Here is a 25,334-nt window from a genome sequence, read left to right on the forward strand (position 1 = left end):
AGGATTGTTGTATTTTTTCTTGGCGAAAAAAAGCGACCAAAGGAAGCTCTTTTTTTGACTTAGAAAAAAACAACAAGACAAACAAGCTTGCAATGAAAAGCGGGATTGGCTTCTAATAAATTAATCGAAACGGATTGCTTTTACCGGAGATATTTTGGTGATGATATAGGACGGAATTAATAAGACTATTAAACTGACTATAATTGTTCCGAGGTTGAGTAAGATGATGTAGAACCAATTGAAATAGACTGGTGCTTCGCTCACGTAGTAGTTTTCGGGGTTTAGTTTTACGATTCCGAATTGTTGCTGAATGAGCATTAGTGTAATAGCGATGGCGTTGCCCCAAAGTAATCCACGAAGAATGATGTGGAATGCGTTGTAGAGAAATATTTTTCTGACGGTCCAATTATTTGCTCCGAGTGCTTTGAGGATTCCGATCATTTGGGTGCGTTCAAGAATGAGTACTAATAGTGCCACGACCATGTTGATTGTTGCCACGACAATCATGATAACGAGAATAACGAGGATGTTGAAATCGAATAGTTGTAGCCATTCGAAGATGAAATAGTATTTTTCGATGATGGTTTTACTGTCGAGCATATAGGAGGTTTGTTCGTAGACTTCTTCTCCTTTTTGTTCAATTTTATTGAAATCGTCGATGAATATTTCGAAAGCTCCTACTTCGTCCGGTTGCCATTTATTGATTCGTTGTACGTGGCGAATGTCTCCTACTATATAAGTAGCGTCGAATTCTTGAAATCCAGAGTTGTAGATGCCGGTAATTGTGAAAACACGGAGGTTTGGCATTTCGTTACTATCTTCTTTCATGAAAAAGGTGTTGAACTTATCACCTACTTTGAGAAAAAGCCGGTTCGCCAAATACTGAGAAATGAGTACTTCAGGGTTTAATTGGTCTTTTACGTTTGGGATACTTCCTTCGACGATGTATTCATTTATATTGTCCCATTTATAATCACTACCGACTCCTTTGAAAATGACTCCTTCGAAAGATTTTTCGGTTCTGATGATTCCGGCTTTGCTGGCTACAGCTTGGATATGATTGATTCCTTGAACTGATTTGAACTCGGGATAGAAGTCTTGTTTTGTTGAAACAGGTACTTTGCTGACTTCGGATTGATTGTCATCGAAATTAGAAACAATAATATGTCCGTTGAATGCTGAAACTTTTTGGCGTATTTTTTGTTGTAATCCCAAACCGGTTGCCACGGAAACAATCATCATGATGATTCCGATTGCAATGGCGGTGATTGCAATTTTTATTATTGGTTTGGATATACTACTTTTATGGTGTTTTGCGGTAGTTAATCTTTTTGCTATGAAATATTCTAAATTCAATGTTTATAATTTGAAGTTACGACAAAGATACACAAAGTTTTTTGCCACAGATTATACAGATTTTTACAGATTAAAAAAATAATTATGAAATACAAAATAAGTACATATTTGATTTTGATAGGGTGTTTAATTGTTACTGTTTCCTGTAGTAGCAAAACAAAAATGAATACAAACGAAGAAAACAATACGATTTTAGATACTACTACATTAAAACTTTCAATTAAGACCGGAGCAGAAAACTTTTCTAGTTATTTACCTCTATTAAAAGACAAAAAGGTTGGAATAGTAACTAACCAGACTGGTATTATATCTAGACTTAAAATTAATGCGAAAGCAGTTCCTCAAAACACAACCTCTGAATTAACAAAAGAAAGTTTGGTGGATTTTTTGTTGGAAAAAAACATCAATCTACAAAAAATTTATGCTCCCGAACACGGTTTCAGAGGAACTGCTGATGCTGGAGAATTAATTAAAGACGGAAAAGATACTAAAACCGGATTGCCGATTATTTCGCTTTATGGTGATAATAAAAAACCAAAGCCTGAGCAATTAAAAGGAATTGATGTCATGGTTTTTGATTTGCAAGATGTGGGTGCGAGGTTTTATACCTATATATCTTCTTTGCATTATGTGATGGAAGCTTGTGCGGAAAACAACATTCCGCTAATCGTTTTAGACCGACCGAATCCGAATGGTGGTATTGTTGATGGTCCGATTTTGGAAAAAGAATTTACAAGCTTTGTTGGAATGCATCCAATTCCGGTTTTGCATGGAATGACGATTGGTGAATATGCCAAAATGATTAATGGTGAAAAATGGTTGAATGATGGTATTCAATGTAATTTGACTGTTATTCCTTGTTTGAACTATAAACACGAAATGGCTTATAGTTTACCCGTAAAACCATCGCCTAATTTACCTAACGACCAATCGATTAATTTGTATGCGAGTTTGTGTTTTTTTGAAGGAACGAATGTGAGTGTGGGTCGTGGAACGGAGAAACAATTTCAGATTTATGGTTCGCCGTTTTTGGCTAAAACTGATTTCAGTTTTACGCCGAAACCTAATTTGGGAGCAAAGGATCCGATGCATAATGGCAAACTTTGTTATGGTGAAGATTTAAGCAATCAAAAGAAAGTAAATCGTTTAGAATTGAAATGGTTAATCAAAGCGTATAATTCAACTGCTGACAAAAAAGCGTTTTTTAATTCGTTTTTTGTGAAATTAGCCGGAACTAAAAAATTACAAGAACAAATTGAAAAAGGGGTTTCTGAGGTAGACATTAGGAAGAGTTGGGAGAAAGGGTTGAATGAGTTTATAAAAGTTAGGGAGAAATATTTGATTTATTAAAGATATCTTTTGACTATCCCACGGTTAAAACCGTGGGTTTTGTTTGAAATAGATTTCGTAAAAGCAAACCAATTATAAAGGCAACTTCTCTTTCATTCGTTCGACAATATTATAAGCGGCCGGACAAATGGCGACGTTTAACAACGTTAAATCTGTAATTTGATTGAATTTTTTTCTGTCGGTATGAGGGAATTCACGGCAGGCTTTTGGACGAACATCGTAGATGAAACATTTATTATCGCTTTCTAAAAACGTGCACGGAACGGACTTCAACACATAATCATTTTCTTCATCTATTCGTAAATATTGGTCAATGAATTGCTGTGGTTTTTGTCTGAAATGTTTTGAAATTCGTTCAATATCAGCAGACGTAAAAAGCGGTCCGGTTGTTTTACAACAATTGGCACAATCTAAACAATCGGTTTTTTTAAATTCTGCTTCGTGCAAATCTTGCATCACATAATCTAAATTTTTTGGCGTTTTCTTTTTTAACTTATCAAAATACTTTTTGTTTTCGATATGCTTATCTTTGGCAAGCTTTCCGAGTTCGTTTAAATGTGGTTTCAAGTTTAAATTTTAAAGTTGAATTGCAAAATTAGTGAACTTGAAACCTGAAACCTGAAACTTTAAACAAAATAAATGAAAGATCTTTTTGGAAAAGCCATTTTAGATTATCAAACCGGAAATAATCCGCAGGATTTAATCACCGAAACATCCATTTCTGAATCGGATGAAATGAGTGTCGCTTATTTGTTTCGTGATTTTGATGAAATGCCTAAAATTGAACAAAAAGCATTGGAACTTTCCAAAGGAAAAATTCTGGATGTGGGATGTGGTGCCGGAAGTCATTCACTTTACTTACAACAAAAAGGTTTTGATGTGGTTTCGATTGATATTTCGCCAAGTGCAATTAAAGCTTGTGAATTGAGAGGTTTGAAAAAAGCAAAAGTGCAAGATGTGATGCTATTAGAAAATGAAAAATTTGATACTATTTTACTTTTGATGAACGGTGCAGGAATGTGCGGAAGATTGAAAAACATCACTAAATTTCTTCTAAAGCTAAAAAGTTTATTGACTGAAAATGGTCAGATTTTGGTAGATAGCTCAGACATTATTTATATGTTTGATGAGGATGAAGATGGCGGAAAATGGATTCCTGGTGATTCGGACTATTATGGCGAAGTAGAATTTAAAGTTTCGTATAAAGGTGAAATTGAAAAGCCTTTTGACTGGATGTATATCGATTATAATACATTGCAAAATGCAGCAATTGCAAACGAATTGTCTTGTGAATTAATTTTGGAAGGAGAACATTTTGATTATTTGGCGAGATTAGCATAAAAACAAAAAATCCCAAGAAATGAATTCATTGGGATTAGTATTTTTTTGAAAAAAATTATTGCATGTATTTCATCATCATCGTTTGCAATCCCATTCCCCACTCTTGACCAACTGTTTGACCTTTTGTGTAAAGGACTTCAGTTTTATCAGTTAATTTTTTTCCAACAGGAGATTCATAGAATTTTAATAAAGCTTTAATTTCATCATGAGTAAATTCAGACATATACATATCAGCCATTTTACTCATTAAATCATTGATAGAAGCATCCAATTCTTTTTGAAATTCAGCTTTTTTTGCTTCAGGTATATTATTTACCAAATCTTTTGTAATCATTTTGAACGTGTTTGATTGACCGCTCACATCAAGATAACTGACCACATCTTTTTTGAACGCTTCTTGCGAAAATCCGATTGTTGTAATCAATAAAAGTGCAAAAGTTAAAACTACTTTTTTCATAATTTTTGTGTTTAATTTTTTAAGGAATATTCAAATATTTATGTGTTTGTAAAGATACTCTCCATTTTGGATTTTTCATAACATAATCAACAATTAACGGTGTCATTTCTTCTTTTTTGCTCCATTCTGGTTGTAAAAAAAGAATTGCATTTGGGTTTACTTGAGCCGCTTGTTCTTCGGCAAAAATAAAATCGTGCTTGTTATAAATGATGACTTTCAACTCGTTAGCCATATCATACGCACTTTGAACAGGCAATTTATTTTTCTTTGGCGAAAGACAAAACCAGTCCCATTTTCCGGTTACAGGATAACATCCGGACGTTTCAATATGAATTTTTATACCGGCATTTTTGAGTTTATCAGTCAATGAATTCATATTCCAAGTCAGCGGTTCGCCACCCGTTATCACTACCGTATCTGAATATTTTTTAGCATTGGTTACAATAATTTCTATTTCCGTGGGCGGATGAAGTTCTGCGTTCCAACTTTCTTTCACATCACACCAATGGCATCCCACATCGCAACCGCCAATTCTGATGAAATAAGCCGCTGTTCCCGTGTGATAACCTTCACCTTGAATCGTGTAAAATTCTTCCATCAACGGAAGCATTTCTCCTTTTTCAACCGCTAATTGTATTTCTTTTTGAAGCATTTTTCAATTAAATAAGTTTGCAAAGATAGGGAATTGGATGGTTGGATTATTAGATTATTAGATTTTTGGATTGTTCGATTTTTAGATGGTTAGATTTTTAGATGGTTAGATTTTTGGATGGTTAGATTTTTGGAAAAAATGATGCTTTTTTAAAATGTTATTTTCTGTATCATTTCCTTTTAGTACATTTGAAATATAAATCTTAATAGTATGAGTAAAGCCGAAGAATTCAGTACGCACATTAAAAACGGATATGCCTGCAAAGGCGATTTTATAACGCTTGGTGGAGCCATGTTAGACGGCCTTCCCATTGGTGGAGAAGCACATGTGAATATTGCTCTAAAAACCCTCAACCGTCACGGATTGATTGCCGGAGCGACCGGAACGGGTAAAACCAAAACCATCCAAGTACTTTCGGAACAACTCTCTCAAAACGGAATTCCTGTGTTGATGATGGATATTAAAGGTGACTTTTCAGGAATTGCGATGCCGGGAGTTGAACAACCTTTTATCACTGAACGACATGGAAAAATCAATTTAGGTTACGAAACCAAAAGTTTTCCGGTGGAATTGATGACCATTTCCAAACAAAATGGTGTTCGCTTACGAGCCACTGTTTCAGAGTTTGGTCCGGTTTTATTCTCTAGGATTTTAGATTTGAATGACACACAAGGTGGCGTTGTTGCAGTGATTTTTAAATATTGTGATGATCATCATTTACCACTTTTGGATTTAAAAGACTTTAAAAAAGTTTTACAATATATTACTGAAGAAGGAAAAGCAGAAATTGAAAAAGAATATGGCAGAATTTCCACTTCTTCTACCGGTTCGATTTTACGAAAAATCATCGAACTAGAACAACAAGGAGCCGATGTGTTTTTTGGCGAATTATCCTTTGATATTGATGATTTAATGCGAATTGATAAAAACGGAAATGGTTATGTCAACATCATTCGTTTAACCGATATTCAAGATAAACCGAAGTTGTTTTCGACGTTTATGTTGAGTTTGTTAGCTGAAATTTACAGCACAATGCCTGAGCAAGGCGATGCCGGACGACCAGAATTAGTGATATTTATTGACGAAGCTCATTTAATTTTTGACCAAGCCAGTAAAGCGTTACAAGATCAGATTGAAACCATAGTAAAATTAATTCGTTCCAAAGGAATTGGAATTTATTTTATCACTCAAAATCCACAAGATATTCCGGCAGGAGTTTTGAGTCAGTTGGGTTTAAAAATCCAACATGCTTTGAGAGCTTTTACGGCAAACGACCGAAAAGCGATTAAAATGACTTCTGAGAATTATCCGTTATCCGATTATTACAAAACCGATGAAGTGATTACGCAACTCGGAATTGGAGAAGCATTTGTAACCGCGTTGAACGAAAAAGGAATTCCGACTCCACTTGTTGCCACGATGCTTCGAGCACCGATGAGCCGAATGGATGTATTAACTTCACAAGAAATTGATAGTTTGATTTCTGAATCAAAATTAGCCAAAAAATACAATGAGGTTTTAGATCGCGAAAGTGCTTTTGAAATTTTGGATAAAAAAATCACCGCTGCAGAAGAACAAGCTGCTAAAAAAGCGGAAGAAGTGGCAAGAGAAAAAGAAGCAAAACAAACCGCTTCTAAAACTTCATCAACCCGAAGAAGCACGGCTCAAAATCCGGTGGTAAAAGTGTTGACGAGTGCTACTTTTATTCGAGGTGCTTTGGGGATTTTGAGTAAGATGTTTAAGAAGTAGAAACCTCACCCCCGACCCCTCTCCAAAGGAGAGGGGAGTTAAAACTCATCAAAATGAAAGGATTTCTCACAATCGGATTACTCATACTTTCCAATATATTTATGACATTGGCGTGGTATGGTCATTTGAAATTTAAAGACTTGAAATGGTTTGAAAATGCCGGATTAATCACCATTGTTTTAATCAGTTGGGGATTGGCTTTGTTTGAATATTTTTTTCAAGTTCCAGCGAATCGAATTGGATATGAAGGAAATGGTGGTCCGTTCTCTCTTTTGCAATTGAAAGTGATTCAGGAAGTGATTACATTGGTTATTTTCGTTATATTTTCAATGCTTTTCTTTAAAACTGAAACGTTTAAATGGAATCATTTTGTGGGGATGTGTTGTTTGGTATTGGCGGTTTATTTTATTTTTAGGAAGTGAGACATGTAATCCATATGCCAAATAACACATTAAAAAGCAAATTCAATTTTAAAACAATTCTTCTGTTTGTTTATGTAATTCTATTATTTGGATTGCTTTCAGTTCACATGTTTAATCGATTTCAAGAAGAATCCAAATTTGAATTTTGGATATTCTTAATGTTTTTTATTTTGTTTTTAATTACAACATTCTTTACACTCTCATTTTTTGAAACTATAAAAGTAAATGAACATAACATAGTTATTAAAAACGCTTATAGAGAAAGAATAATACCTTTTTCATTAATTGAAAAAGCAGAACTTTCCAAGATAATAGAATATTATGGTTTTTTTCTAGATAGCACACACCTACATTTAAAGAATGGAAAAAATATAATTTTATATCCTTTTAAATATTCAAACTTTTATAAAATTAAAATGGTTATGAATAAAATTATTAATCTAAATGAGTCAATTAATATTGAAGAACCTGAATTTATTAATTTCAAAATAAAAAATTCAATCTTTAATCTAAAAACATATAACACTTCTCATTTATTATCAATCACCGGAATTTTGTTTTATGGTATTGTATTAGCTTTTTTACTTGGTTTATTTAAAAACGTAAATTCTATTGAATCATTCCCACTTTTTTTTATTTCTTTTTTCCTCTTATTCTTTTTAATTTCAAGAGATATGAATTACTTTGAAGTTAATGAAACTCACTTAATCATTAAAAATTCCATTCAATTTTGGAAAAAAAGTAATTTTCAACTTGATGAAATAAATAGCATTGAGATTTTAAAATTATATAGAAAACCTGGTTATTTGATAGTTGTTAATACAAGATATTATGACAATAAGACTTTTCATTCTGACAATCTGTTTGACAAAGAGTGGGATAGATTTATAGAACATCTGAAAAGTGAGCAAATTCAAGTTCTTGATAAAAGGAATTATTCGAACAAAAGAATTTTATACTAATGAAAAAATATCACATCCAAAAATCCCCATTCATTGTTCCAACAACAGACGGAAAATTAATCGAAGAACATTTCGGGAAAGCTTCTGATGGCAATAGTGAAATTTCAATTGCTCACATGATTGCACCGCCGCATTGGAGTGAACCATTTCAAACACCTGAATTTGACGAATATACTTACATCATCAAAGGCAAAAAACAATTTATTATTGAAGACGAAGTAATTGTTTTAGAAGCGGGTCAATCGATTAAAATTGAGAAAAACACACGGGTTCAATATTCCAATCCGTTTGATGAAGTGTGTGAATACATTGCCATATGTCAACCTGCTTTTGATTTTGAGAAAGTGCATCGGGAGGAAGCATAAATTATTTTGAAAGAAGCGAAATTATCTTCAGTTCAACCACTTCGCTATCCCAAATTGCCTCAATATTTTCCATTTGCATCACTTCTTCCATAATTTTATTTTGAAAATCACCGATGGCTAGAGCTTCGGAATAAGGTTGTAAACTAAACGTTACTCGACTGTAAAGTGGCATCCATTTTTCAGGATGTTTGTCTGAAAACCATTTTTCAATTTTCTTTTGCAATAAAAATTTCTCATCGGCAGTTTTGGCACTCATTTCCATAAAATTGCGATAGGAAAGTTCGGCAATCGCATCAGCATTTGGTTTACGGGATTTTTGGTATTCTTCAAAAATGGTTTCCCAATCGTTTCCGTATTTCGAAATCATTTCGTTCAAAACGGTGATATCTTCAAAACCGGCATTCATTCCGTGACCGTAAAAAGGTACGATGGCGTGACACGAATCGCCAATCAAAGCTACTTTATCATTGAATGTCCAAGGATAACATTGCATCGTAACCAAATAACTTTTCGGATTTTTGAAGAAATCTTCCACCAAATCGGGAATCACTTCTTTGGTATCAGGAAAATATTTTGCAAAAAAATCAACTAAGGTTTTTTCGTCGTGTAAACTTTCAAAGGAATTTTCTCCTTCAAATGGCATAAATAAAGTGCAAGTAAACGAGCCATCTAAGTTAGCCAATCCCATCAACATAAAATTTCCGCGAGGCCAAATGTGTAAAGAATTTTTGTCGATTTTGTATGTTCCATCCGCATTTGCAGGAATATGCAGTTCTTTGTAACCAATGCTCAAAAACTTTTGCGAATAATCAAACATACTTTGACGTTGCATTCGGTGGCGAATTCTTGAAAATGCACCATCGGCACCAAACACTTTGTCGTATTTTAAATCGGTCCACTCACCTCTTTCAGTTTCGCCAATATGCAAAGTGGCATCTGATAAAGTGACATCCCAAATTCTGTGTTCAAAAAAGAATTCAACACCTTCGGCTTCAGCCAAATCAATCATTTTTCTATTTAAAACACCTCTTGAAAGTGAATAAATCGCTTCGCCTTCTTTTCCATAATATTGATACGTAAGTTTTGAATCTTGAAGGTGAATCGCCCTTTTATCAACCGGAATTCCGATTTTTTTGATTTCTTCGGTCAAGCCGATGTCATCCAACGCTTTCCAACCTCTATTTGACATTACTAAATTGATAGAACGACCGGAAAATTCAACTGTCCGAATATCAGGACTTCGATCAAAAACGTGAACAGTATGACCTAATTTTTTGAGGTATATTGCCAATAAAGTTCCAACCAATCCGGAACCAACAACGGCAATTTTTTGAGGAGTTTGCATGAATGAATATCAAAAATTCAACTACAAAAATAAGGAATATAAAAGGATTTTTAAGTTTTATAAAAAATATATTTCGTTGTTAAGAAATTTTTGTTTAACTTTTAATAATATTTATTAAACAAAAACTATCTTTGAAAAAAATTGCTTTTATGATTGAATTATCAAAAGAAACGATTCAAAATCTTCCCAAAATTCCTCGATTGAATCTAATTAACAGTTGTACGGGTTATAAATCGGCCAATTTAATTGCGACCAAAACCATTGAAGGCATTTCAAATGTGGCCATTTTCAGCAGCATTACCCACTTGGGAAGCGATCCTGCACTTTTGGGTTTTATTCTTCGCCCGACGACTGTACCCAGAAATACGTACAAAAACATCAAAGATTTGGGTTATTTTACAGTTAATCACGTAACAGAATCGATGATTAAAGATGCTCATCACAGTTCGGCAAGCTATGATGAAAGTGTTTCCGAATTTGACAAAACCAATTTGGAAGAAGAATATTATGATGGTATTTCTATTCCATTTGTAAAAGGAAGTCCGGTGCAAATTTTGTGCAAATACCTCAACGAATATGAAATTAAAGAGAACGGAACGATTCATATTATTGCTACGATTGAACAATTATTTATCAAAGAAAATTTAATTCAGAACGAAAATTGGTTGCGATTAGATTTAGAAAATGTGGTTTCGATTAATGGTTTAGATGCCTATTGCGTTCCAAAGTTGATTGACCGATTTGAATATGCTCGCCCAAATATCCCAACCAAATCAATGTTATAAAATGGCTCACAAAAAAGTAAATCTCCCAGAAAAAATCTGCAAAACGTGTGGATTACCTTTCTCGTGGCGAAAAAAATGGGAGAAGAATTGGGAGGAAGTTTTGTATTGTAGTGAGAAATGCAGGAGGAGTAAAAGTGTTCAGTGAGCAGCTATTAGTTTTCAGTCACAGTCGCAGTTTTCAGTATTCAAAAACCTTTTACCAATTACCCATAACCTATCACCCAAAAAAATGAACAATCTAGTCTGGTTACGAAATGATTTACGAGTAAACGACAATACTTCTCTCTTCAAAGCATGTCAAAAAGAAGGGAATGTTTTGGCTGTTTATTGTTTTGATCCGCGAGATTTTGAAGAAACGAAATATGGTTTCAAAAAAACTGAAAAATTTAGAGCTCAGTTTTTATTGGAAACTGTTTTTGAACTTCGTCATTCGTTAAAAGAAAAAAATATTCCGCTCTTTGTTTTTTATGGAAAACCAGAAGATACAATTCCAAAATTGATTGAAGAACATCAAATTTCAACTATTTTTCTTCAGAAAGAATGGACAAGTGAAGAAAACAATATCAATATCAAACTCAAAAATAAAAATTCAAATGTTGAATTTATAGAAACTTATGATCAATTTTTGTTTCATCCGGATGATATTCCTTACTCAGATTTTACAGAAATTCCGGAGGTTTTTACTGTTTTCAGAAAAAAATGTGAATCTACTGTGAAAGTCAGACCAAGTTTTTTTATTGAAAAATTGCCTGATTCCAATTGGATTGAACCAAATCATTTCAACATTACTTTGGAAGATTTAGGTTTGGAAAGCTTTGAAATTCATCCCAATTCCGCTTTTCCTTTTCGTGGTGGCGAATCAAGTGCGATAAAACGATTAGAAAATTACTTTTTTGAAACAGAAAATTTGTCATCCTACAAACAAACCAGAAACGGATTAATTGGAGCTGATTACAGTTCGAAACTTTCCGCTTGGTTAGCGAATGGTAGCATTTCTGCCCGAACCATTTATTGGGAAGTTCAACGATACGAAAAAGAAATTTGCAAAAACGAAGATACGGATTGGTTGATTTTCGAACTGATTTGGCGAGATTATTTTAAATCCATTTCGCTAAAACATGGAAATAAAATATTCCAACTCGATGGCATTTTAGGTAAAAAATACGATTGGAATTTCAATTCAAAAGCGTTTGAACAATGGAAAAACGGCATTACAAATGAACCTTTTGTGAATGCCAACATGATTGAATTGCAACAAACCGGTTTTATGAGTAATCGCGGCAGGCAAAATGTAGCAAGTTTTTGGGCAAAAGAATGGAAACAAGATTGGCGAGTGGCTGCTGCTTATTTTGAAAGTATGTTGATTGATTATGATGTACATTCTAATTACGGAAACTGGATTTACAATTCCGGTGTTGGAAATGATCCGAGAGATCGAAAATTCAACATTAAACGCCAAGCGGAAATGTATGATGCGAAAGGTGACTATCAAAAACTATGGTTGGGATAAATTTGTTTCAATTTACATTAAACATTGAAAGAAAAGTTGACACGGATTTCAGGGATTAACACGGATTTAAAAATTTCACAGAGCTACTCTAACCTTGAAACCTGAAACCTGAAACTTGAAACTTGAAACAAAATGAAAACACTTCGACTAATTCTCGGTGATCAACTGAATCACAAGCATTCTTGGTTTCAACAAACCGATGAAAATGTTATTTATCTAATGGCGGAAATGCGTCAGGAAACCGATTATGTGAAACATCACATTCAAAAAGTGGTGGCTTTCTTTTTAAGTATGCGGAATTTTGCTTCGGATTTGAAAAACAATAATCATCAAGTGATTTATTTTGAAATTGATGATGAAAAAAATCCTCAACATTTGGAAGCGTTAATTCAACAAATTATCGAGCAATTTTCCATTCAAAAATTTGAATATCAATTGCCGGATGAATTTCGATTGGATGAACAATTGAAGCAAATTTGTCAGAACATTTCTATTCCCACAGAAGTGTTTGACACGGAACATTTTTATACGACTAGAACCGAATTAGCCATTTTTTTTCAGGAAAAGAAATTATTGTTGATGGAGAATTTCTATCGAATGATGCGAAAAAAGCATGACATTTTGATGGTTGGGAATAATCCGATTGGGAATCAATGGAATTTTGATCACGATAATCGTAAAAAATATAAAGGTGAAGTTCTGATTCCAAAGGCGAAAATTTTTTCAAAAAATGTGAAAGAAATTCTTCATCAATTGGAAAAAATGGAAGTCAAAACCTTTGGTTCGATTGATGCTGAAAAATTTAATTGGCCAACTTCGAGAGAAGAATGTTTGGAACAATTGGATTTTTTCTGTCACCACTTGTTGAAGCATTTTGGCGATTATGAAGATGCGATGCACACGGAAGAAAAATTCCTATTTCATTCGAGATTGTCGTTTGCAATGAATGCAAAAATGCTTTCGCCGAAGGAAGTGATTGAACAGGTTGTACTTTATTATCATCAAAACGAAGATGAAATTACCCTTTCTCAAGTAGAAGGTTTTGTGCGACAAATTTTGGGTTGGCGAGAATATGTCCGCGGGATTTATTGGAAAGAAATGCCCAATTATTCCAAGATGAATTCCTTAGAAAATTACAATCAATTACCTTCTTTTTATTGGACTGGAAATACGAAAATGAATTGTATGCAAAAAGCGATTTCTCAAAGTTTGGAGGAAGCATATGCTCATCACATTCAGCGGTTGATGATTATTGGCAACTTTTCATTGCTTACACAAATGCATCCCGATGAAGTTGACGTTTGGTATTTAGGCGTTTATATCGATGCAATTGAATGGGTGGAAATGCCCAATACTCGTGGAATGAGTCAATATGCCGATGGCGGAATTTTGGCTACTAAACCTTATGTTTCTTCAGGAAGTTACATTAACAAAATGAGTAATTACTGTGGTAGTTGTCACTATAATGTCAAAGACAAATTAGGCGAAAAAGCGTGTCCGTTCAACAGTTTGTATTGGAATTTTTTAGATGACAAAAAAGAGCATTTCAAAAACAATCAGCGAATGGCAATGATGTTGAATTTATTGAATAAAATTCCGGCGGAGGAAATGTATCAAATTAAATTGAAAGCGAAAAGTATTATTGAGAATTTGGAAACTATTTAGATTTGGGTTTAAACACCAACTTCCTTGAACTCGCCTCAATTTCCTTTTTATTCATTTTCATCTTTCTAAATTTTCCTTCGTTATACATCACCGCTTGATCGTCATGATGTTGACTCAATGGATTTCCTGATTGTCCGGTAGGAAGAATGCTCACACTGTTTTCAACATCTGAAAAGTCAATGATTCTTCGGGTGGAAGGACCGGCTTTTACTTGATGATTTCCTGCTTCGGTGAATGTAAACATTAAATTATTGATGACTTCATTGGAACCATTAATTTCAAACGGCCCAACATTGAAATAACTTCGTAAAGCGGCCACTTCACCTAATGGATGTTTATGTTCAATTGTATGCACTTTATTCCAAGTCCAACCTGAAACCTGACTACCCAATTTTTTTTCTAATTGAGCAACAGTTTGTTTAAATGAAAGCGAAAGAATTTCATCTCTTGATTCTTTTTTGTCTTTCGTAGAACTATTATCCCACCAAGGAGAATCTTCATTAGCAATTTGAAAAGCAATCATTTGTTTTAAAATATGGGTGGATAACAAAATGGCAAAACGGTCTTTTCCTAATTCGTCCTCAAAGGTATTTTTTAAATAATAAAATAAAAATTGATTGTAAATTGTTGGAGCAATATCAGTTAAACCATTGCTTCCATTCCACTTTTTGAGTTCATTTAAAGCAGATTTTTCAGCTTCAGATAAATCATTTTGATTGATTCCGGTTAAAATACTTTGCATAATTGAAGGAGCCACCGACGATTGATCATCATTAATCATTTTCATAAAATCTTCCTTCGTCCAATCATTTTTGGGTTCTAATAATTGAAGAATTCGTTTTGCTCTATCTTCCGGCAGGTAATAACCCGGATATAAATAATCATCAATTGGTTCTACTTGATTGTTGGCTGAATAAACGTAATTCCATTCCGGATTAATGGCATACGGATTTTCAGAAAAATCATAATATTCTTTCTTTTCATCTTCGCCGTTTGCACCATTTAAAATAAAATTCGGATTGACATTATCCGGCATTTTATACAATTTTCCGGAAGTTATCCAAGCGATATTTCCTTTCGCATCGCCATACATAATATTCAATCCTGGAGCAGCAATCAATTCGATACTTTGATGAAAATCGTCAACATTTTTTGCGTGACAAAGCGAATAAACCGCTTCTAAAATTTGATTTTTATGTTGTAAATACGTCCACCACATCGAAATGGGTTTGTCTTCCTTCAATCCAGCAACCAAGCCGTTCATTAAAGGTCCGTGATGTGATTTTTTTATTTTTAAAACGACATCGGAACTATCTTTTACTTTAATGACTTTTTCAATGATTTGATAATTTTTAAAACCTTCTTTTATTTGGTATTGATTTTCGTTTTCGGGATTATTCGTTTCCAAAAACAAATCCATATCGTCATTTTCAAACATCGTTAAGCCATAAGCATATTGACGATTATGGCCTAAAAGTGGAAACGGAGTTCCGGCTAAATAATAACCATACATTTCATAATCGGGTGTCACGATGTGAGCTTCATACCACGTGCAAGGTTGCGAAAAACCAATGTGCGGATCATTGGCAAACAACACTTTTCCACTTTTCGTTTTTTGTGGACCAACGACCCAGCTATTACTTCCGATGAAAGGTGGAACGGGAGAATTTTCCAATAACGAAGCAACCGATTTTGAAATTTCGGAATAGGCTTCGGGTTTTCCTTTAAAGCTTTTTAGTTTGGTATGAGCCAAAGAGCCATCAATACCAAAATCTTTGAGATAATCCGTTCCCAATTCATCACGAATATCGGTCATTAACGGATCTGACTTTTGAGCCATCGCAAAACTAAAAGACATATAGCCAAAAATATTATAGACATCTTTGATGGTGAATTTTTCCTTCGGAACGCCAACTAATTGAAATTCAATTGGTGTGGGGCCTTCTTCTAAAAACTGATTAATTCCGTCAAGATAAGCCAATGTTAAAAGATAACTTTCACTGTTTTTATCCAATTGAGCAATTGCTTTTTCTGAATCTTCATCAATCCCTAAACCAGCAAAAAACTTGTCGTTTTTAAGCATCACAGAGCCAAAAAGTTCAGATAATCTTCCCGGAGCAATTCTTCGTATTAGTTCCATTTGCCACAATCGATCTTGAGCGTGCACATAACCCAATGTGGTCATTGCATCATTTTGTGATTGAGCATAAATGTGCGGAATTCCGTAATCATCAAAATAAACAGTCGTTTCTTTTTGGATGGAATTCAACGCAATTTCGCCATCGTATTTTGGTTTAAGATAAAAGCCGTAAATCAAAATAAAAGCTGCAATGAGAACCAAAATCAATAAAACGGAAAGTGAAATTTTTTTAAGAAGTTTCATAAAAATAAAAATCAATAGACAAATATACTAGAAATGTCTATTGATTAAAATGGATTGAATGATAAGTTTATCTTAATTTCCTCTACCACCGCCACCTCTTGTTGTAGTCGGAGTTGTTGTTCCGGTACTTCTTTGAGCAGGAGCTGTTGATCTATTTTGTTGTCTGATTTGCTGTGTTCTTTCCCGAACGGCACGAGCATCAGGCTGAGGCAATCTTGTACTCGAACGTGTTTCTGCCGGAGCTACTCTTGGTGTTGAAGGGTTTGCTCTTGGTGTAGTTGGAGTTGCTCTTGGCGTTGTTGCCGGTACTCTTGTATCTGACGGATTTCTAACTGCCGGTGCAGTAGTTGATCGTGTGCCTGCATCGTTTCCTCTCGTATTGGTTTGAGTAGAATTACCTCTAACATTTGATTGTTGGGTTGATGAACCTCGTGTGGGTTGAGCTGATGCAGACGACGTTCGTGGTCTGGTTGGTGCATAGTGATTACCATTTTGACCTCTAACACCAATTGTTGCTTGCGTTGGCCATTGATTTCCTACTGCATATTGTTGTCTATGCATATTGAAATTATGATAAGGTGAAGGTCCATAATAATCCATAAGTCCAACTTTATACGTGTTGTATAAATCATAATGTCCGTAATGATTGGGTAAATAATAAGCACTTACCCATCGGTTTCCTCTAGGATAAATATACATTGATGAGTAAACATCGTAGTAAACCATCATATCAGGAAAATAATAATATCGAACATCATCATATCCTACGGGACCCCACATTGGCGGTGGTTCAGGTTGAGAAACTACGGCGGGACGGCTTGGTGCACACATCGTGAACAAAACCGAAATGGAGGCTAGTATAATTAAGTTTTTGAGTCGCATAATTTTTGTTTTTAGTGTTACTAGTTGATAGTATTCAAGAATAATACCAAAATGTAAATTGATAATAATCTATTAAAGTTACGATTTTACGTAAGTAACTCCAATATAATGCTTTGAATTTAGTTTAACATTAACTTTTAAACTCAATTATCGAAGATGCTTTAAAAGAAAAACCCCAAAGTAGCTCTTCACTATTTTGGGGTTCTATCAATTTATAAAATTATTAATTTCTGGGAAAAACAATTTTATCTCCAACGTGCATTTTATTGTTTTTTGCTAACACTCCGCACATATGAAATAACATTCGGGCACCTACGTTTCCGTCCCAATCATCATTTTCTCCGGGAGCGACTTCCACCAAATCGAATCCGATGATTTCTTTATCTGTTTCTGCTAAACGACTTAACAGATAAGTAGCTTGTTCAAATGAAAATCCACCCGGAACCGGAGTCCCTGTATTTGGACAATACCAAGGATACATTCCATCAATATCAAAACTAATACAAACTTTTTGTGGTAAAGCGGCAATGATTTGATCACATTGTTGTTGCCACGTTTTACCTTCAAACGTTTCTCTTTTCAAATCCGAATCGGTGTGCACTACTACTCGACTGCCATGTTGCTTCACGACATCCACTTCTTGTTCACAAAAATCACGAATTCCAACTTGAACAATTTTTGAAATATGTGGAATTTGTAATGCATTGTACATAATGGATGCGTGCGAATAGGTAAAACCTTCATAAGCAATTCTAAAATCCATATGAGCATCTAAATGTAGAATTCCGAAATTGTCGTGCTTTTCAGCTAAAGCTTGATAATAACCAAGTGGCGTACTGTGATCACCGCCTAAAAGAACAACTTTCTTACCGTGTTCTAACCAATACAATGTTTTTTGACGAACGGCTTCCACCATATCTGAACACGCATAATTTATTTTATCTAAGCTCTTTTGCAAAGCCGGATGATTATCTAACATTGCTCCGCTTTCCAATGCTTCTATAATTGGAGCAGCTTTCTTTTTATATTTTTTTGAATTTTTTTTGATTCCTTTAGGTGATTCGTCAAGAAAGATTCCTAATTTCCATAATTCAGGGAATTCTTGGTGGTTTAAATCTACTTGAAATGAAGCGTCCAAAATCGCTTCCGGTCCTTTTGATGCTCCGGAACCATAACTTACGGTTACTTCCCAAGGAACAGGAATTACGATTATTTCACTATCTTCAATAGAAAAAGGTAAGCCAAAAATGGTTGCGTCTGCCAAACCCGGTTGGCTTGGATCGAAGGTTTTAAGGATTTCTTGTTTGTTCATTGTTTTATGTGCTGAGTTGCTGAGTAACTGAGATGCTGAGTTTATTTACTAATTCCTTTCTTCAAGATTTGTCCAAATTCATACATGTCTTCAAAAGAACAGTAGAATGGTGCTGGTGCTAAACGGATTACGTTTGGTTCACGCCAGTCGGTGATGACGCCGTTTGTCATTAAATAGTCAAACAAAGTTTTTCCTTGTCCGTGAAGATAAACGGATAATTGACAAGCTCTTTCTTCTTGGTTTTGTGGTGTGATGATTTCAAATTCGGTTCCGTCGATTTCGTTGTCGATTTCGTGAAGGATGAATTCAAGATAAGCCGTTAAAAGATTTCTTTTTTTGATTAATTTGGTCATTCCGACTTCGGCAAACATTTCGGCGGATGCTAAATAAGGTGCTAACGATAATATTGGTAAATTACTGATTTGCCAACCATTTGCTCCATATTCGGGTTCAAAGTGCGGTTCCATTTTGAAACGACGTTCTTTGTTATGTCCCCACCAACCGGCAAATCGTTGCAATTCAAAATCGCCGTGGTGCTTTTCGTGGATAAAACAGCCTGAAACATTTCCGGGTCCGGAATTCATGTATTTGTAACTGCACCAACAAGCGAAATCAACATTCCAATCGTGTAATTGAAGTTCGATGTTTCCGGCAGCGTGAGCTAAATCCCAGCCAACAAAAGCACCTGTTTTTTGTGCTGCTTGTGTGATGGTTTTGATATCGAATACTTGACCAGTGTAATAGTTTACTCCGCCAATTAACACTAATGCTAATTCGTCACCCACTTCTTCAATTTTGGCTAAAATATCTTCGTGACGGATGTTGTGTTCTCCTTCTCTTCGTTTGATTTCGATGATAGCATCACTTGGGTTGTAACCGTGAAATTTCACCTGACTTTGAAACATGTATTGGTCCGATGGAAATGCTTTTTCTTCGCAGATGATTTTATATTTTTTTTCCGTAGGTTGATAGAAGGAAACCATCATCAAGTGAAGATTGACGGTTAACGTATTCATCACCGTGATTTCGGATGGTTTTGCTCCAACGATTTCACTTAATGGAATGGCAAATCGTTCGTGGTAATCCCACCAAGGTTTGTCGGCATAAAAGTGACCTTCGACGGCGAGGCGTGCCCAATCGTTCATTACTTCGTCTACGTAGGTTTTGGTTCTTTTGGGTTGTAATCCGAGTGAATTTCCGGTGAAATAAATGACATTTTTGCCATTTATACTTGGGAAATGAAACTCGTCACGGTACTTAAAAAGTTCGTCTTGTGCGTCTAATTGTTGTGCAAATTCGCGGGTATTTTGAAATTCCATTCAGTTGTTTGTTTGTGTGGTAAAGATAGTAATTTTTTGGATTATGGGGAAAGGTCGTGACTAGGTTGAAGGTGTGAAAATGAAAGTTATTGGGAGCACAGACTGCGTGAAGGATTGAAGCGAAAAGCCCGGAACAAAAAAATGCCAATTTTCTAAAGCCAAAAAAGCGACCAAAGGAAGCTCTTTTTGGGTTATAGAAAATGGCATTTTTTGTGAGGACTTGCAGCGGAAAGCCTGACCCTTGTGGTCACGCCCAAAAAAAATCCCAACCGGAAAAGATTGGGATTTTGTATTTTTAGATGATTAACATTGCATCACCGTAGGAGTAGAATTTGTATTTTTCTTTGATTGCTTCTTCGTATGCTTTTTTCATCAAATCGTGTCCGCAGAAAGCCGAAATCATCATTAATAACGTTGATTTTGGTGTGTGGAAGTTGGTTATCATACAATTGGCGATACTGAAATCGTAAGGCGGATAGATGAATTTATTGGTCCAACCTTCAAACGGATTCATTGTTCTTGCTGAGGAAACCGATGATTCGATGGCTCTCATCGAAGTTGTTCCCACACAACAAATTCGCTTTTTCTGTGCGATGGCGTTGTTCACGATGTCGCATGCTTGTTGAGTGATGATTAACTCTTCGGAGTCCATTTTGTGTTTAGACAAGTCTTCTACCTCAACCGGGTTGAATGTTCCGAGACCTACGTGTAAGGTTACTTCGGCAAAGTCAACTCCTTTAATTTCAAGGCGTTTCATTAGATGTCTGGAGAAATGTAATCCGGCAGTTGGTGCGGCTACGGCTCCTTCTACTTTGGCATAGATGGTTTGGTAACGCTCTTCGTCTTCTGGGGTTACTTCTCTGGTGATGTATTTTGGGATTGGGGTTTCGCCCAATTCGGTTAATTTATTTCTGAATTCGTCATACGAACCATCGTATAAAAATCGCAATGTTCTTCCACGAGACGTGGTGTTGTCGATTACTTCTGCCACTAATGAATCATCATCTCCGAAGTACAATTTGTTTCCGATACGAATTTTTCGGGCCGGATCAACCAAAACATCCCAAAGACGTTGTTCGGCGTTAAGTTCACGCAATAAAAACACTTCGATTCTTGCACCTGTTTTTTCTTTGTTTCCGTAAAGACGGGCCGGGAAAACTTTGGTGTTGTTCATAATCATCACATCGCCATCGTCAAAATAGTTGATGATGTCTTTGAATGTTTTATGTTCGATTGTTTTTTTTGCTCTGTCGATAACCATTAAACGCGATTCGTCACGGTTTTCTGCAGGGTATTCAGCCAATAATTCTGTTGGAAGATTGAATTGAAAATGAGATAATTTCATAGATAAGAATTTAGAATTTAGAATTCAGAAATAGATTTGATGAATTCCAAACGGTTGCAAATATACGATTGTGAGATAGGGGTTGTCAAGTGTTTTGAGGTTTATTTTTTTTAATAAGTCGCTGAGTGGCTGAGAGACTGAGTTTCTGAGATGAATTTATTGTGGAATTTTGGTTTTATTCTGCAATCTGAAATTCGAAGTTTTTTAAATCTTCCCAAAAAGTGGGGTATGATTTTGAGACTACTTCGGCATTTTGGATGGTGATGGGAACTTTTAGGGCAAGTGGTGCGAAAGCCATAGCCATACGGTGGTCTTGGTAGGTTGCGATGGAAACGTTTTCAATTATTTTTTCTGAAGGTTGTAAGGTCAGACTATCATTAGTAACTGATATGGTTGCTCCGAATTTTGATAGTTCGGTTTTTAAAGCTTCTAATCGGTCGGTTTCTTTTATTTTTAAGGTATGTAATCCTGTGAGGTGGCAGCCGATGCCGAGTCCGAAACAGGTTACGGCGATGGTTTGGGCAATGTCGGGGGAATTGTTTAGTTGCGAGTTGAAAGTTGCGGGTTGCGGGTTATCTGTTTTGCGTAAAAGGATTGTGTTATTTTGAAAATCGGTTTCTACTCCGAAACTTTTGTAGATTTCGACTAGGGCAGCATCACCTTGTAGGCTGTTTTTTTTGTAGCTAGAAAGGGTGATTTGTGTGCCGATTTCGGATAGGGCGATTATTGAGTACCAATAAGATGCGGAGGACCAATCGGATTCAATGGTTAATGGTTGCGGGTTGCGGGTTGCGGGTTGCGGGTTAACCTTTATGATACTATTTTCAAAGGATGTTTTAACGCCGATTTCGGTGAGCAAAGCCAATGTCATATTGATGTAGGGAATGGATGTGATTTCGCCTTCGAGGTTGAGTTCTAGACCGTTTTCGAGTTTTGGGGCGATTAATAATAAGGCGGAAATATATTGACTACTAACGTTTGCCGGAAGCGAAACTTTATTTTGGGTTAACTTTTTTCCTTTGATTCTGATGGGCGGAAAGCCTTCATTTTCTTCGTATGTGATTTGGGCTCCTAACTGGTTTAATGCATCGACAAGAATTTTAATTGGTCGTTCTTTCATTCGGGATGATCCTGTTAGGATGACTTCTTTTCCTTCTTGAATGGAGAAAAAAGCAGTAAGGAATCGCATGGCGGTGCCGGCGTGGTGGATGTCTATATATTGCGGGTTGCGGGTTGCGGGTTGCGGGTTTTCCAATGCTTTGAGCATTACTTCACTATCATCGGAATTGGAGGTGTTTTCTAATTTGATGTTTGGATATAGTGCTTGTAACAATAATAATCGATTGGTTTCAGATTTGGAACCGGTGATTTTTAATTGAAGGTTGCGGGTTGCGGATTGCGGGTTATAGGTTAATTTTAAATTCATTATTTAGTGACAACTTTTAGTCCGATAATTGAGATGATTAGGGTGCTGATGAAAAACACTCGCCAGAAAGTCGCGGGTTCTTTGAAAACAAAGATTCCGACCAATACACTGCCTACGGCTCCAATGCCTGTCCACACCGCATAAGCGGTTCCGATGGGTAATTCTTTGGTGACTTTTATTAAAAGCAGCATACTGATGGTGAGGCAAATTAAAAATCCGCCATACCAAATCCACATCGTGGTTCCTGAGGTTTCTTTGGCTTTGCCAAGACAGGTTGCGAATGCTACTTCGAATAATCCGGCTATAACTAGGAGAATCCAATTCATAATTTAATTCAAATTTATATTGTCTTAGGTCTTACTACGTAATACTCAAAACGTAATTCTATTTTAATTTTTCGTTGTTTTGATGACGATCGTGGTCGCGATTGGTTTTTATATCTAATTTCTTGTCAAATGCGGCTTGCAAATCGATTCCGGTTTGGTTGGCGAGACACAAAACTACAAAAACCACATCGGCTAATTCTTCGCCAAGGTCTTTGTTTTTGTCGCTTTCTTTTTCGGATTGTTCGCCGTATCTACGGGCAATTATTCGGGCCACCTCTCCTACTTCTTCGGTCAGTTGAGCCATATTGGTTAATTCGTTGAAATAACGAACGCCGTGGTTTTTTATCCAGTTGTCTACTTCGAGTTGGGAGTTTTTGAGGTTCATGGTTCTGGGTTTTATTTCTTTATTACACTACTCGTTTTTTGTCATTCCGACGCAGGAGGAATCACATAATCTTTAATGAATTTACTATTTAAAAACTCGAAATTATCATTAAACAATTTAATTAATTCTATCTTTTTATCTCTTCTCCAGCCTTTTATTTCTTTCTCTCTTGCTATAGCCTCTTCAATCCAAGTAAACTTTTCATAATAAACTAAAAATTCAATATTGTATTTTGTTGCAAAAGTTTTAATTCCTTTTTCTATATTTTCTTTGTGCTGTTGCAATCTTAGTCCTAAATTATTTGTCATACCAATATAAAAAGTTGACCTGTATTTATTTGTAATGATGTAAACATAATACGTATGATGTCCTTCATTATATTCTATCATTGTATTGTTCATGGCAGATTGTTTATTTATTTTGTGTGGCGTTGCGTGATTCCTCATTCTATTGTAAAACAAAGTTAACTTTTGTCATGTTGACGAAGGAAACATCACATTATAATTTTCTTTACTTAAATTTATTCTCTTTATGTGATTCCTCCTACGTCGGAATGACAAACCATTTCTGTTTTTTGTCATGTTGACGAAGGAAACATCACATTATAATTGCTTCTTTAATTTATTATCTTAATGTGATTCCTCCTGCGTCGGAATGACAAAAATGCGAAAATAGTTGAAAAGCTTTAGTATTTAATTATCAATCCTCATAACTCAATTAAATCCTTTGAAAAACTCATAATCAATTTCATAAACTGTTACAGGCTTTAAACCTAAATGATGTTTTTCAAATAGTTCGACTAATCTATTTCCATCAATTAATTCTATAGGGGTTACTCCATCTCTATTGGCTTCATTTTTAGCTTCTTTAGTAAATCTTCCAGTAGTAATAATCAAACCTTTTTCACCCCTTCCTTGCATAGCACCTCTGAAGTCTCGAACATGATGAGGAGAAACTGTTTCTTTATATCTTTTACATTGAAAAACTATGTTTAAACTAACAACATCATTTAGTTTAACCAAACCCTTTCCATCTATACCTTGATCTCCTGAACCTCCAGTAACAGTTATATCATTTATTCCTATTTCAGTTAATAATCTTTTACATAATTTCTCAAAGCCATGTGCAGGTATAGATTGAATTAAATTTAACAATCCTAACGAGTGTTCTTCATCTTCAGTTGTATTTTCTTCAAATTTTAACTCTATTTTTTTGGGATTTGATATAGGTGTTTTTTTGACACTCTCTTGAACTCCTTTAAACAATAAATATACATCATTTTCAGAAAGCTTTTTTTCCAAACCCTCATTGGTTAATCTCCAAATGCCTCTTTGAGAATTATCAATTAAACCTGATTTGAACAAATAAAATCTTGCCCACTGAATTTGATTTCTTATCCTTGACTGACCATTTGAAGTGGTTTCTTCAAGCTCTTCTTCCGATATACCTAATTTTTCAATAACTTGTTCAATTACACTAGAAGAGTTACCAGCACCACCATTCTCCTGGAGTATAATTAACACTGGATTGACATACTTTAAAAATTCAGGTCCTTTCATTTACTATTTATTAGAATAAAACATACAAATATAATTAGAATTATAAATGCTATGTATTAAAAAAAAGAATGATTTTCGCTAAAAACGCCAACGTTTACGTTATTTACGTGAACGTTGGCGTTGTTGATGTAAACGTTTACGTTCCTGATGCTAAATTTGGCATAGTATGACGTATAATTTGGCGTTGCTGATGTGAACGTTTACGTAGTTGATGCCATCGTTCACGTAAAAGATGTAAACGTTTAGGTTCATGACGCTAACGTTTACGTTTTTGAGAGGTTTTTGCATAAAAAAACCCTTTCGTGTTGAGTGAAAGGGTGAATTGGTTTTGTGTTTAATCATTATTTAGTTTAAAAAGAACTAAATAACGTGAGTTCGATATAATTTCACTAAAAAAGTTGTACAAAAAAGCAAAAGTTAGTATATTTAAAGTGCTTA

25 protein-coding genes are annotated in these 25,334 nt (G+C 35.1%); 10 read left to right on the plus strand and 15 right to left on the minus strand.

Annotated features, from left to right (window positions below; translation table 11 throughout):
* Positions 1–120: 120 nt before the first annotated feature.
* Positions 121–1,356, minus strand: a complete 1,236-nt coding sequence (locus tag AC23MC_RS15615; RefSeq protein WP_487569297.1) for an ABC transporter permease — start codon at positions 1,354–1,356, stop codon at positions 121–123.
* Between the two features lie 84 nt (positions 1,357–1,440).
* Between AC23MC_RS15615 and AC23MC_RS15620 the strand changes: the two genes are divergently transcribed.
* Positions 1,441–2,706 (plus strand): exo-beta-N-acetylmuramidase NamZ family protein, encoded by a 1,266-nt coding sequence (locus AC23MC_RS15620; RefSeq protein ID WP_487570656.1) that lies wholly within the window; start codon positions 1,441–1,443, stop codon positions 2,704–2,706.
* Positions 2,707–2,778: 72 nt separating this feature from the next.
* Here the strand turns inward: AC23MC_RS15620 and AC23MC_RS15625 are convergent, their stop codons facing one another.
* Positions 2,779–3,273: a YkgJ family cysteine cluster protein gene (locus AC23MC_RS15625; protein ID WP_291092038.1), complete on the minus strand. Its 495-nt coding sequence runs from the start codon at positions 3,271–3,273 to the stop codon at positions 2,779–2,781.
* A 72-nt stretch (positions 3,274–3,345) separates the two neighbouring features.
* On the opposite strand from AC23MC_RS15625, the gene AC23MC_RS15630 reads away from it, so the two are divergent.
* Positions 3,346–4,047 (plus strand): class I SAM-dependent methyltransferase, encoded by a 702-nt coding sequence (locus AC23MC_RS15630; protein WP_487569296.1) that lies wholly within the window; start codon positions 3,346–3,348, stop codon positions 4,045–4,047.
* Positions 4,048–4,102: 55 nt separating this feature from the next.
* Here the strand turns inward: AC23MC_RS15630 and AC23MC_RS15635 are convergent, their stop codons facing one another.
* Positions 4,103–4,504: a DUF2059 domain-containing protein gene (locus AC23MC_RS15635; RefSeq protein WP_487569295.1), complete on the minus strand. Its 402-nt coding sequence runs from the start codon at positions 4,502–4,504 to the stop codon at positions 4,103–4,105.
* 19 nt (positions 4,505–4,523) lie between these two features.
* Complete coding sequence (locus tag AC23MC_RS15640) at positions 4,524–5,156, minus strand: 7-carboxy-7-deazaguanine synthase QueE (RefSeq protein ID WP_487569294.1); 633 nt, start codon at positions 5,154–5,156, stop codon at positions 4,524–4,526.
* A gap of 210 nt (positions 5,157–5,366) precedes the next feature.
* Here AC23MC_RS15640 and AC23MC_RS15645 point away from each other — a divergent pair, with 210 nt between their 5' ends.
* From AC23MC_RS15645 to AC23MC_RS15660, 4 genes are all read left to right on the plus strand, one after another.
* Positions 5,367–6,905 (plus strand): helicase HerA-like domain-containing protein, encoded by a 1,539-nt coding sequence (locus AC23MC_RS15645; protein WP_487569293.1) that lies wholly within the window; start codon positions 5,367–5,369, stop codon positions 6,903–6,905.
* A gap of 53 nt (positions 6,906–6,958) precedes the next feature.
* Positions 6,959–7,327, plus strand: coding sequence for a DMT family protein (locus tag AC23MC_RS15650; RefSeq protein WP_487569292.1), 369 nt, complete (start codon positions 6,959–6,961; stop codon positions 7,325–7,327).
* 170 nt (positions 7,328–7,497) lie between these two features.
* Positions 7,498–8,289 carry a hypothetical protein gene (locus AC23MC_RS15655; protein WP_487569291.1) on the plus strand — a complete coding sequence of 264 codons (792 nt, stop codon included), beginning with the start codon at positions 7,498–7,500 and terminating at the stop codon, positions 8,287–8,289.
* Complete coding sequence (locus AC23MC_RS15660; RefSeq protein ID WP_487569290.1) at positions 8,289–8,654, plus strand: cupin domain-containing protein; 366 nt, start codon at positions 8,289–8,291, stop codon at positions 8,652–8,654. Before AC23MC_RS15655 ends, AC23MC_RS15660 begins: the two co-directional genes overlap by 1 nt.
* A gap of 1 nt (position 8,655) precedes the next feature.
* Here the strand turns inward: AC23MC_RS15660 and AC23MC_RS15665 are convergent, their stop codons facing one another.
* The gene (locus AC23MC_RS15665; protein WP_487569289.1) at positions 8,656–9,999 is read right to left on the minus strand and encodes an FAD-dependent oxidoreductase; all 1,344 of its coding nucleotides are present in this window, start codon (positions 9,997–9,999) and stop codon (positions 8,656–8,658) included.
* 149 nt (positions 10,000–10,148) lie between these two features.
* Between AC23MC_RS15665 and AC23MC_RS15670 the strand changes: the two genes are divergently transcribed.
* The 4 genes from AC23MC_RS15670 (at position 10,149) to AC23MC_RS15685 (ending at position 13,959) form a co-directional block, all read left to right on the plus strand.
* Positions 10,149–10,784, plus strand: coding sequence for a flavin reductase family protein (locus AC23MC_RS15670; RefSeq protein WP_487569288.1), 636 nt, complete (start codon positions 10,149–10,151; stop codon positions 10,782–10,784).
* Position 10,785: 1 nt separating this feature from the next.
* Entirely contained in the window at positions 10,786–10,929 is a 144-nt protein-coding gene (locus tag AC23MC_RS15675) for a DUF2256 domain-containing protein (RefSeq protein ID WP_487569287.1), read from the plus strand.
* Between the two features lie 84 nt (positions 10,930–11,013).
* Complete coding sequence (locus AC23MC_RS15680; protein ID WP_487569286.1) at positions 11,014–12,294, plus strand: DASH family cryptochrome; 1,281 nt, start codon at positions 11,014–11,016, stop codon at positions 12,292–12,294.
* Positions 12,295–12,426: 132 nt separating this feature from the next.
* Complete coding sequence (locus AC23MC_RS15685; protein WP_487569285.1) at positions 12,427–13,959, plus strand: cryptochrome/photolyase family protein; 1,533 nt, start codon at positions 12,427–12,429, stop codon at positions 13,957–13,959.
* Here AC23MC_RS15685 and AC23MC_RS15690 read toward each other — a convergent pair.
* From AC23MC_RS15690 to AC23MC_RS15735, 10 genes are all read right to left on the minus strand, one after another.
* Positions 13,952–16,342: a penicillin acylase family protein gene (locus AC23MC_RS15690; protein ID WP_487569284.1), complete on the minus strand. Its 2,391-nt coding sequence runs from the start codon at positions 16,340–16,342 to the stop codon at positions 13,952–13,954. The two genes, AC23MC_RS15685 and AC23MC_RS15690, sit on opposite strands and share 8 nt — an antisense overlap.
* A 72-nt stretch (positions 16,343–16,414) precedes the next feature.
* Entirely contained in the window at positions 16,415–17,224 is an 810-nt protein-coding gene (locus AC23MC_RS15695; RefSeq protein ID WP_487569283.1) for a hypothetical protein, read from the minus strand.
* Between the two features lie 223 nt (positions 17,225–17,447).
* Complete coding sequence (locus AC23MC_RS15700; protein ID WP_487569282.1) at positions 17,448–18,536, minus strand: agmatinase family protein; 1,089 nt, start codon at positions 18,534–18,536, stop codon at positions 17,448–17,450.
* 41 nt (positions 18,537–18,577) lie between these two features.
* Positions 18,578–19,855, minus strand: coding sequence for a kynureninase (gene kynU, locus AC23MC_RS15705; protein ID WP_487569281.1), 1,278 nt, complete (start codon positions 19,853–19,855; stop codon positions 18,578–18,580).
* 295 nt (positions 19,856–20,150) lie between these two features.
* A complete protein-coding gene (gene queA / locus AC23MC_RS15710) occupies positions 20,151–21,200 on the minus strand; it encodes a tRNA preQ1(34) S-adenosylmethionine ribosyltransferase-isomerase QueA (RefSeq protein ID WP_487569280.1) in 1,050 nt (349 codons plus the stop codon).
* Between the two features lie 175 nt (positions 21,201–21,375).
* Complete coding sequence (gene aroA / locus AC23MC_RS15715) at positions 21,376–22,626, minus strand: 3-phosphoshikimate 1-carboxyvinyltransferase (RefSeq protein ID WP_487569279.1); 1,251 nt, start codon at positions 22,624–22,626, stop codon at positions 21,376–21,378.
* Positions 22,626–22,952 carry a DMT family transporter gene (locus AC23MC_RS15720; RefSeq protein WP_487569278.1) on the minus strand — a complete coding sequence of 109 codons (327 nt, stop codon included), beginning with the start codon at positions 22,950–22,952 and terminating at the stop codon, positions 22,626–22,628. The genes aroA and AC23MC_RS15720 overlap by 1 nt, the downstream gene beginning before the upstream one ends.
* A gap of 58 nt (positions 22,953–23,010) precedes the next feature.
* The gene (locus tag AC23MC_RS15725; protein WP_248432813.1) at positions 23,011–23,337 is read right to left on the minus strand and encodes a nucleotide pyrophosphohydrolase; all 327 of its coding nucleotides are present in this window, start codon (positions 23,335–23,337) and stop codon (positions 23,011–23,013) included.
* A 41-nt stretch (positions 23,338–23,378) separates the two neighbouring features.
* Positions 23,379–23,738 (minus strand): GIY-YIG nuclease family protein, encoded by a 360-nt coding sequence (locus AC23MC_RS15730; protein ID WP_487569298.1) that lies wholly within the window; start codon positions 23,736–23,738, stop codon positions 23,379–23,381.
* A gap of 312 nt (positions 23,739–24,050) precedes the next feature.
* Positions 24,051–24,896, minus strand: coding sequence for a restriction endonuclease (locus AC23MC_RS15735; protein ID WP_487569277.1), 846 nt, complete (start codon positions 24,894–24,896; stop codon positions 24,051–24,053).
* Between the last annotated feature and the right edge of the window lie 438 nt (positions 24,897–25,334).

The sequence above is a fragment of the Flavobacterium sp. T50_26 genome (assembly GCF_057652995.1).

Bases quoted from the DNA above. Each gene is read 5' to 3' on its own strand.
- AC23MC_RS15645 (WP_487569293.1), top strand. From the start codon at position 5,367: ATGAGTAAAGCCGAAGAATTCAGTACGCACATTAAAAACGGATATGCC.
- AC23MC_RS15690 (WP_487569284.1), bottom strand. From the start codon at position 16,342: ATGAAACTTCTTAAAAAAATTTCACTTTCCGTTTTATTGATTTTGGTT.
- AC23MC_RS15650 (WP_487569292.1), top strand. From the start codon at position 6,959: ATGAAAGGATTTCTCACAATCGGATTACTCATACTTTCCAATATATTT.
- AC23MC_RS15665 (WP_487569289.1), bottom strand. From the start codon at position 9,999: ATGCAAACTCCTCAAAAAATTGCCGTTGTTGGTTCCGGATTGGTTGGA.
- queA (WP_487569280.1), bottom strand. From the start codon at position 21,200: ATGAAATTATCTCATTTTCAATTCAATCTTCCAACAGAATTATTGGCT.
- AC23MC_RS15660 (WP_487569290.1), top strand. From the start codon at position 8,289: ATGAAAAAATATCACATCCAAAAATCCCCATTCATTGTTCCAACAACA.
- AC23MC_RS15695 (WP_487569283.1), bottom strand. From the start codon at position 17,224: ATGCGACTCAAAAACTTAATTATACTAGCCTCCATTTCGGTTTTGTTC.
- AC23MC_RS15620 (WP_487570656.1), top strand. From the start codon at position 1,441: ATGAAATACAAAATAAGTACATATTTGATTTTGATAGGGTGTTTAATT.
- AC23MC_RS15635 (WP_487569295.1), bottom strand. From the start codon at position 4,504: ATGAAAAAAGTAGTTTTAACTTTTGCACTTTTATTGATTACAACAATC.
- AC23MC_RS15700 (WP_487569282.1), bottom strand. From the start codon at position 18,536: ATGAACAAACAAGAAATCCTTAAAACCTTCGATCCAAGCCAACCGGGT.
- AC23MC_RS15720 (WP_487569278.1), bottom strand. From the start codon at position 22,952: ATGAATTGGATTCTCCTAGTTATAGCCGGATTATTCGAAGTAGCATTC.
- AC23MC_RS15670 (WP_487569288.1), top strand. From the start codon at position 10,149: ATGATTGAATTATCAAAAGAAACGATTCAAAATCTTCCCAAAATTCCT.
- AC23MC_RS15630 (WP_487569296.1), top strand. From the start codon at position 3,346: ATGAAAGATCTTTTTGGAAAAGCCATTTTAGATTATCAAACCGGAAAT.
- AC23MC_RS15680 (WP_487569286.1), top strand. From the start codon at position 11,014: ATGAACAATCTAGTCTGGTTACGAAATGATTTACGAGTAAACGACAAT.
- AC23MC_RS15730 (WP_487569298.1), bottom strand. From the start codon at position 23,738: ATGAACAATACAATGATAGAATATAATGAAGGACATCATACGTATTAT.
- kynU (WP_487569281.1), bottom strand. From the start codon at position 19,855: ATGGAATTTCAAAATACCCGCGAATTTGCACAACAATTAGACGCACAA.
- AC23MC_RS15675 (WP_487569287.1), top strand. From the start codon at position 10,786: ATGGCTCACAAAAAAGTAAATCTCCCAGAAAAAATCTGCAAAACGTGT.
- AC23MC_RS15640 (WP_487569294.1), bottom strand. From the start codon at position 5,156: ATGCTTCAAAAAGAAATACAATTAGCGGTTGAAAAAGGAGAAATGCTT.
- AC23MC_RS15735 (WP_487569277.1), bottom strand. From the start codon at position 24,896: ATGAAAGGACCTGAATTTTTAAAGTATGTCAATCCAGTGTTAATTATA.
- AC23MC_RS15685 (WP_487569285.1), top strand. From the start codon at position 12,427: ATGAAAACACTTCGACTAATTCTCGGTGATCAACTGAATCACAAGCAT.
- AC23MC_RS15725 (WP_248432813.1), bottom strand. From the start codon at position 23,337: ATGAACCTCAAAAACTCCCAACTCGAAGTAGACAACTGGATAAAAAAC.
- aroA (WP_487569279.1), bottom strand. From the start codon at position 22,626: ATGAATTTAAAATTAACCTATAACCCGCAATCCGCAACCCGCAACCTT.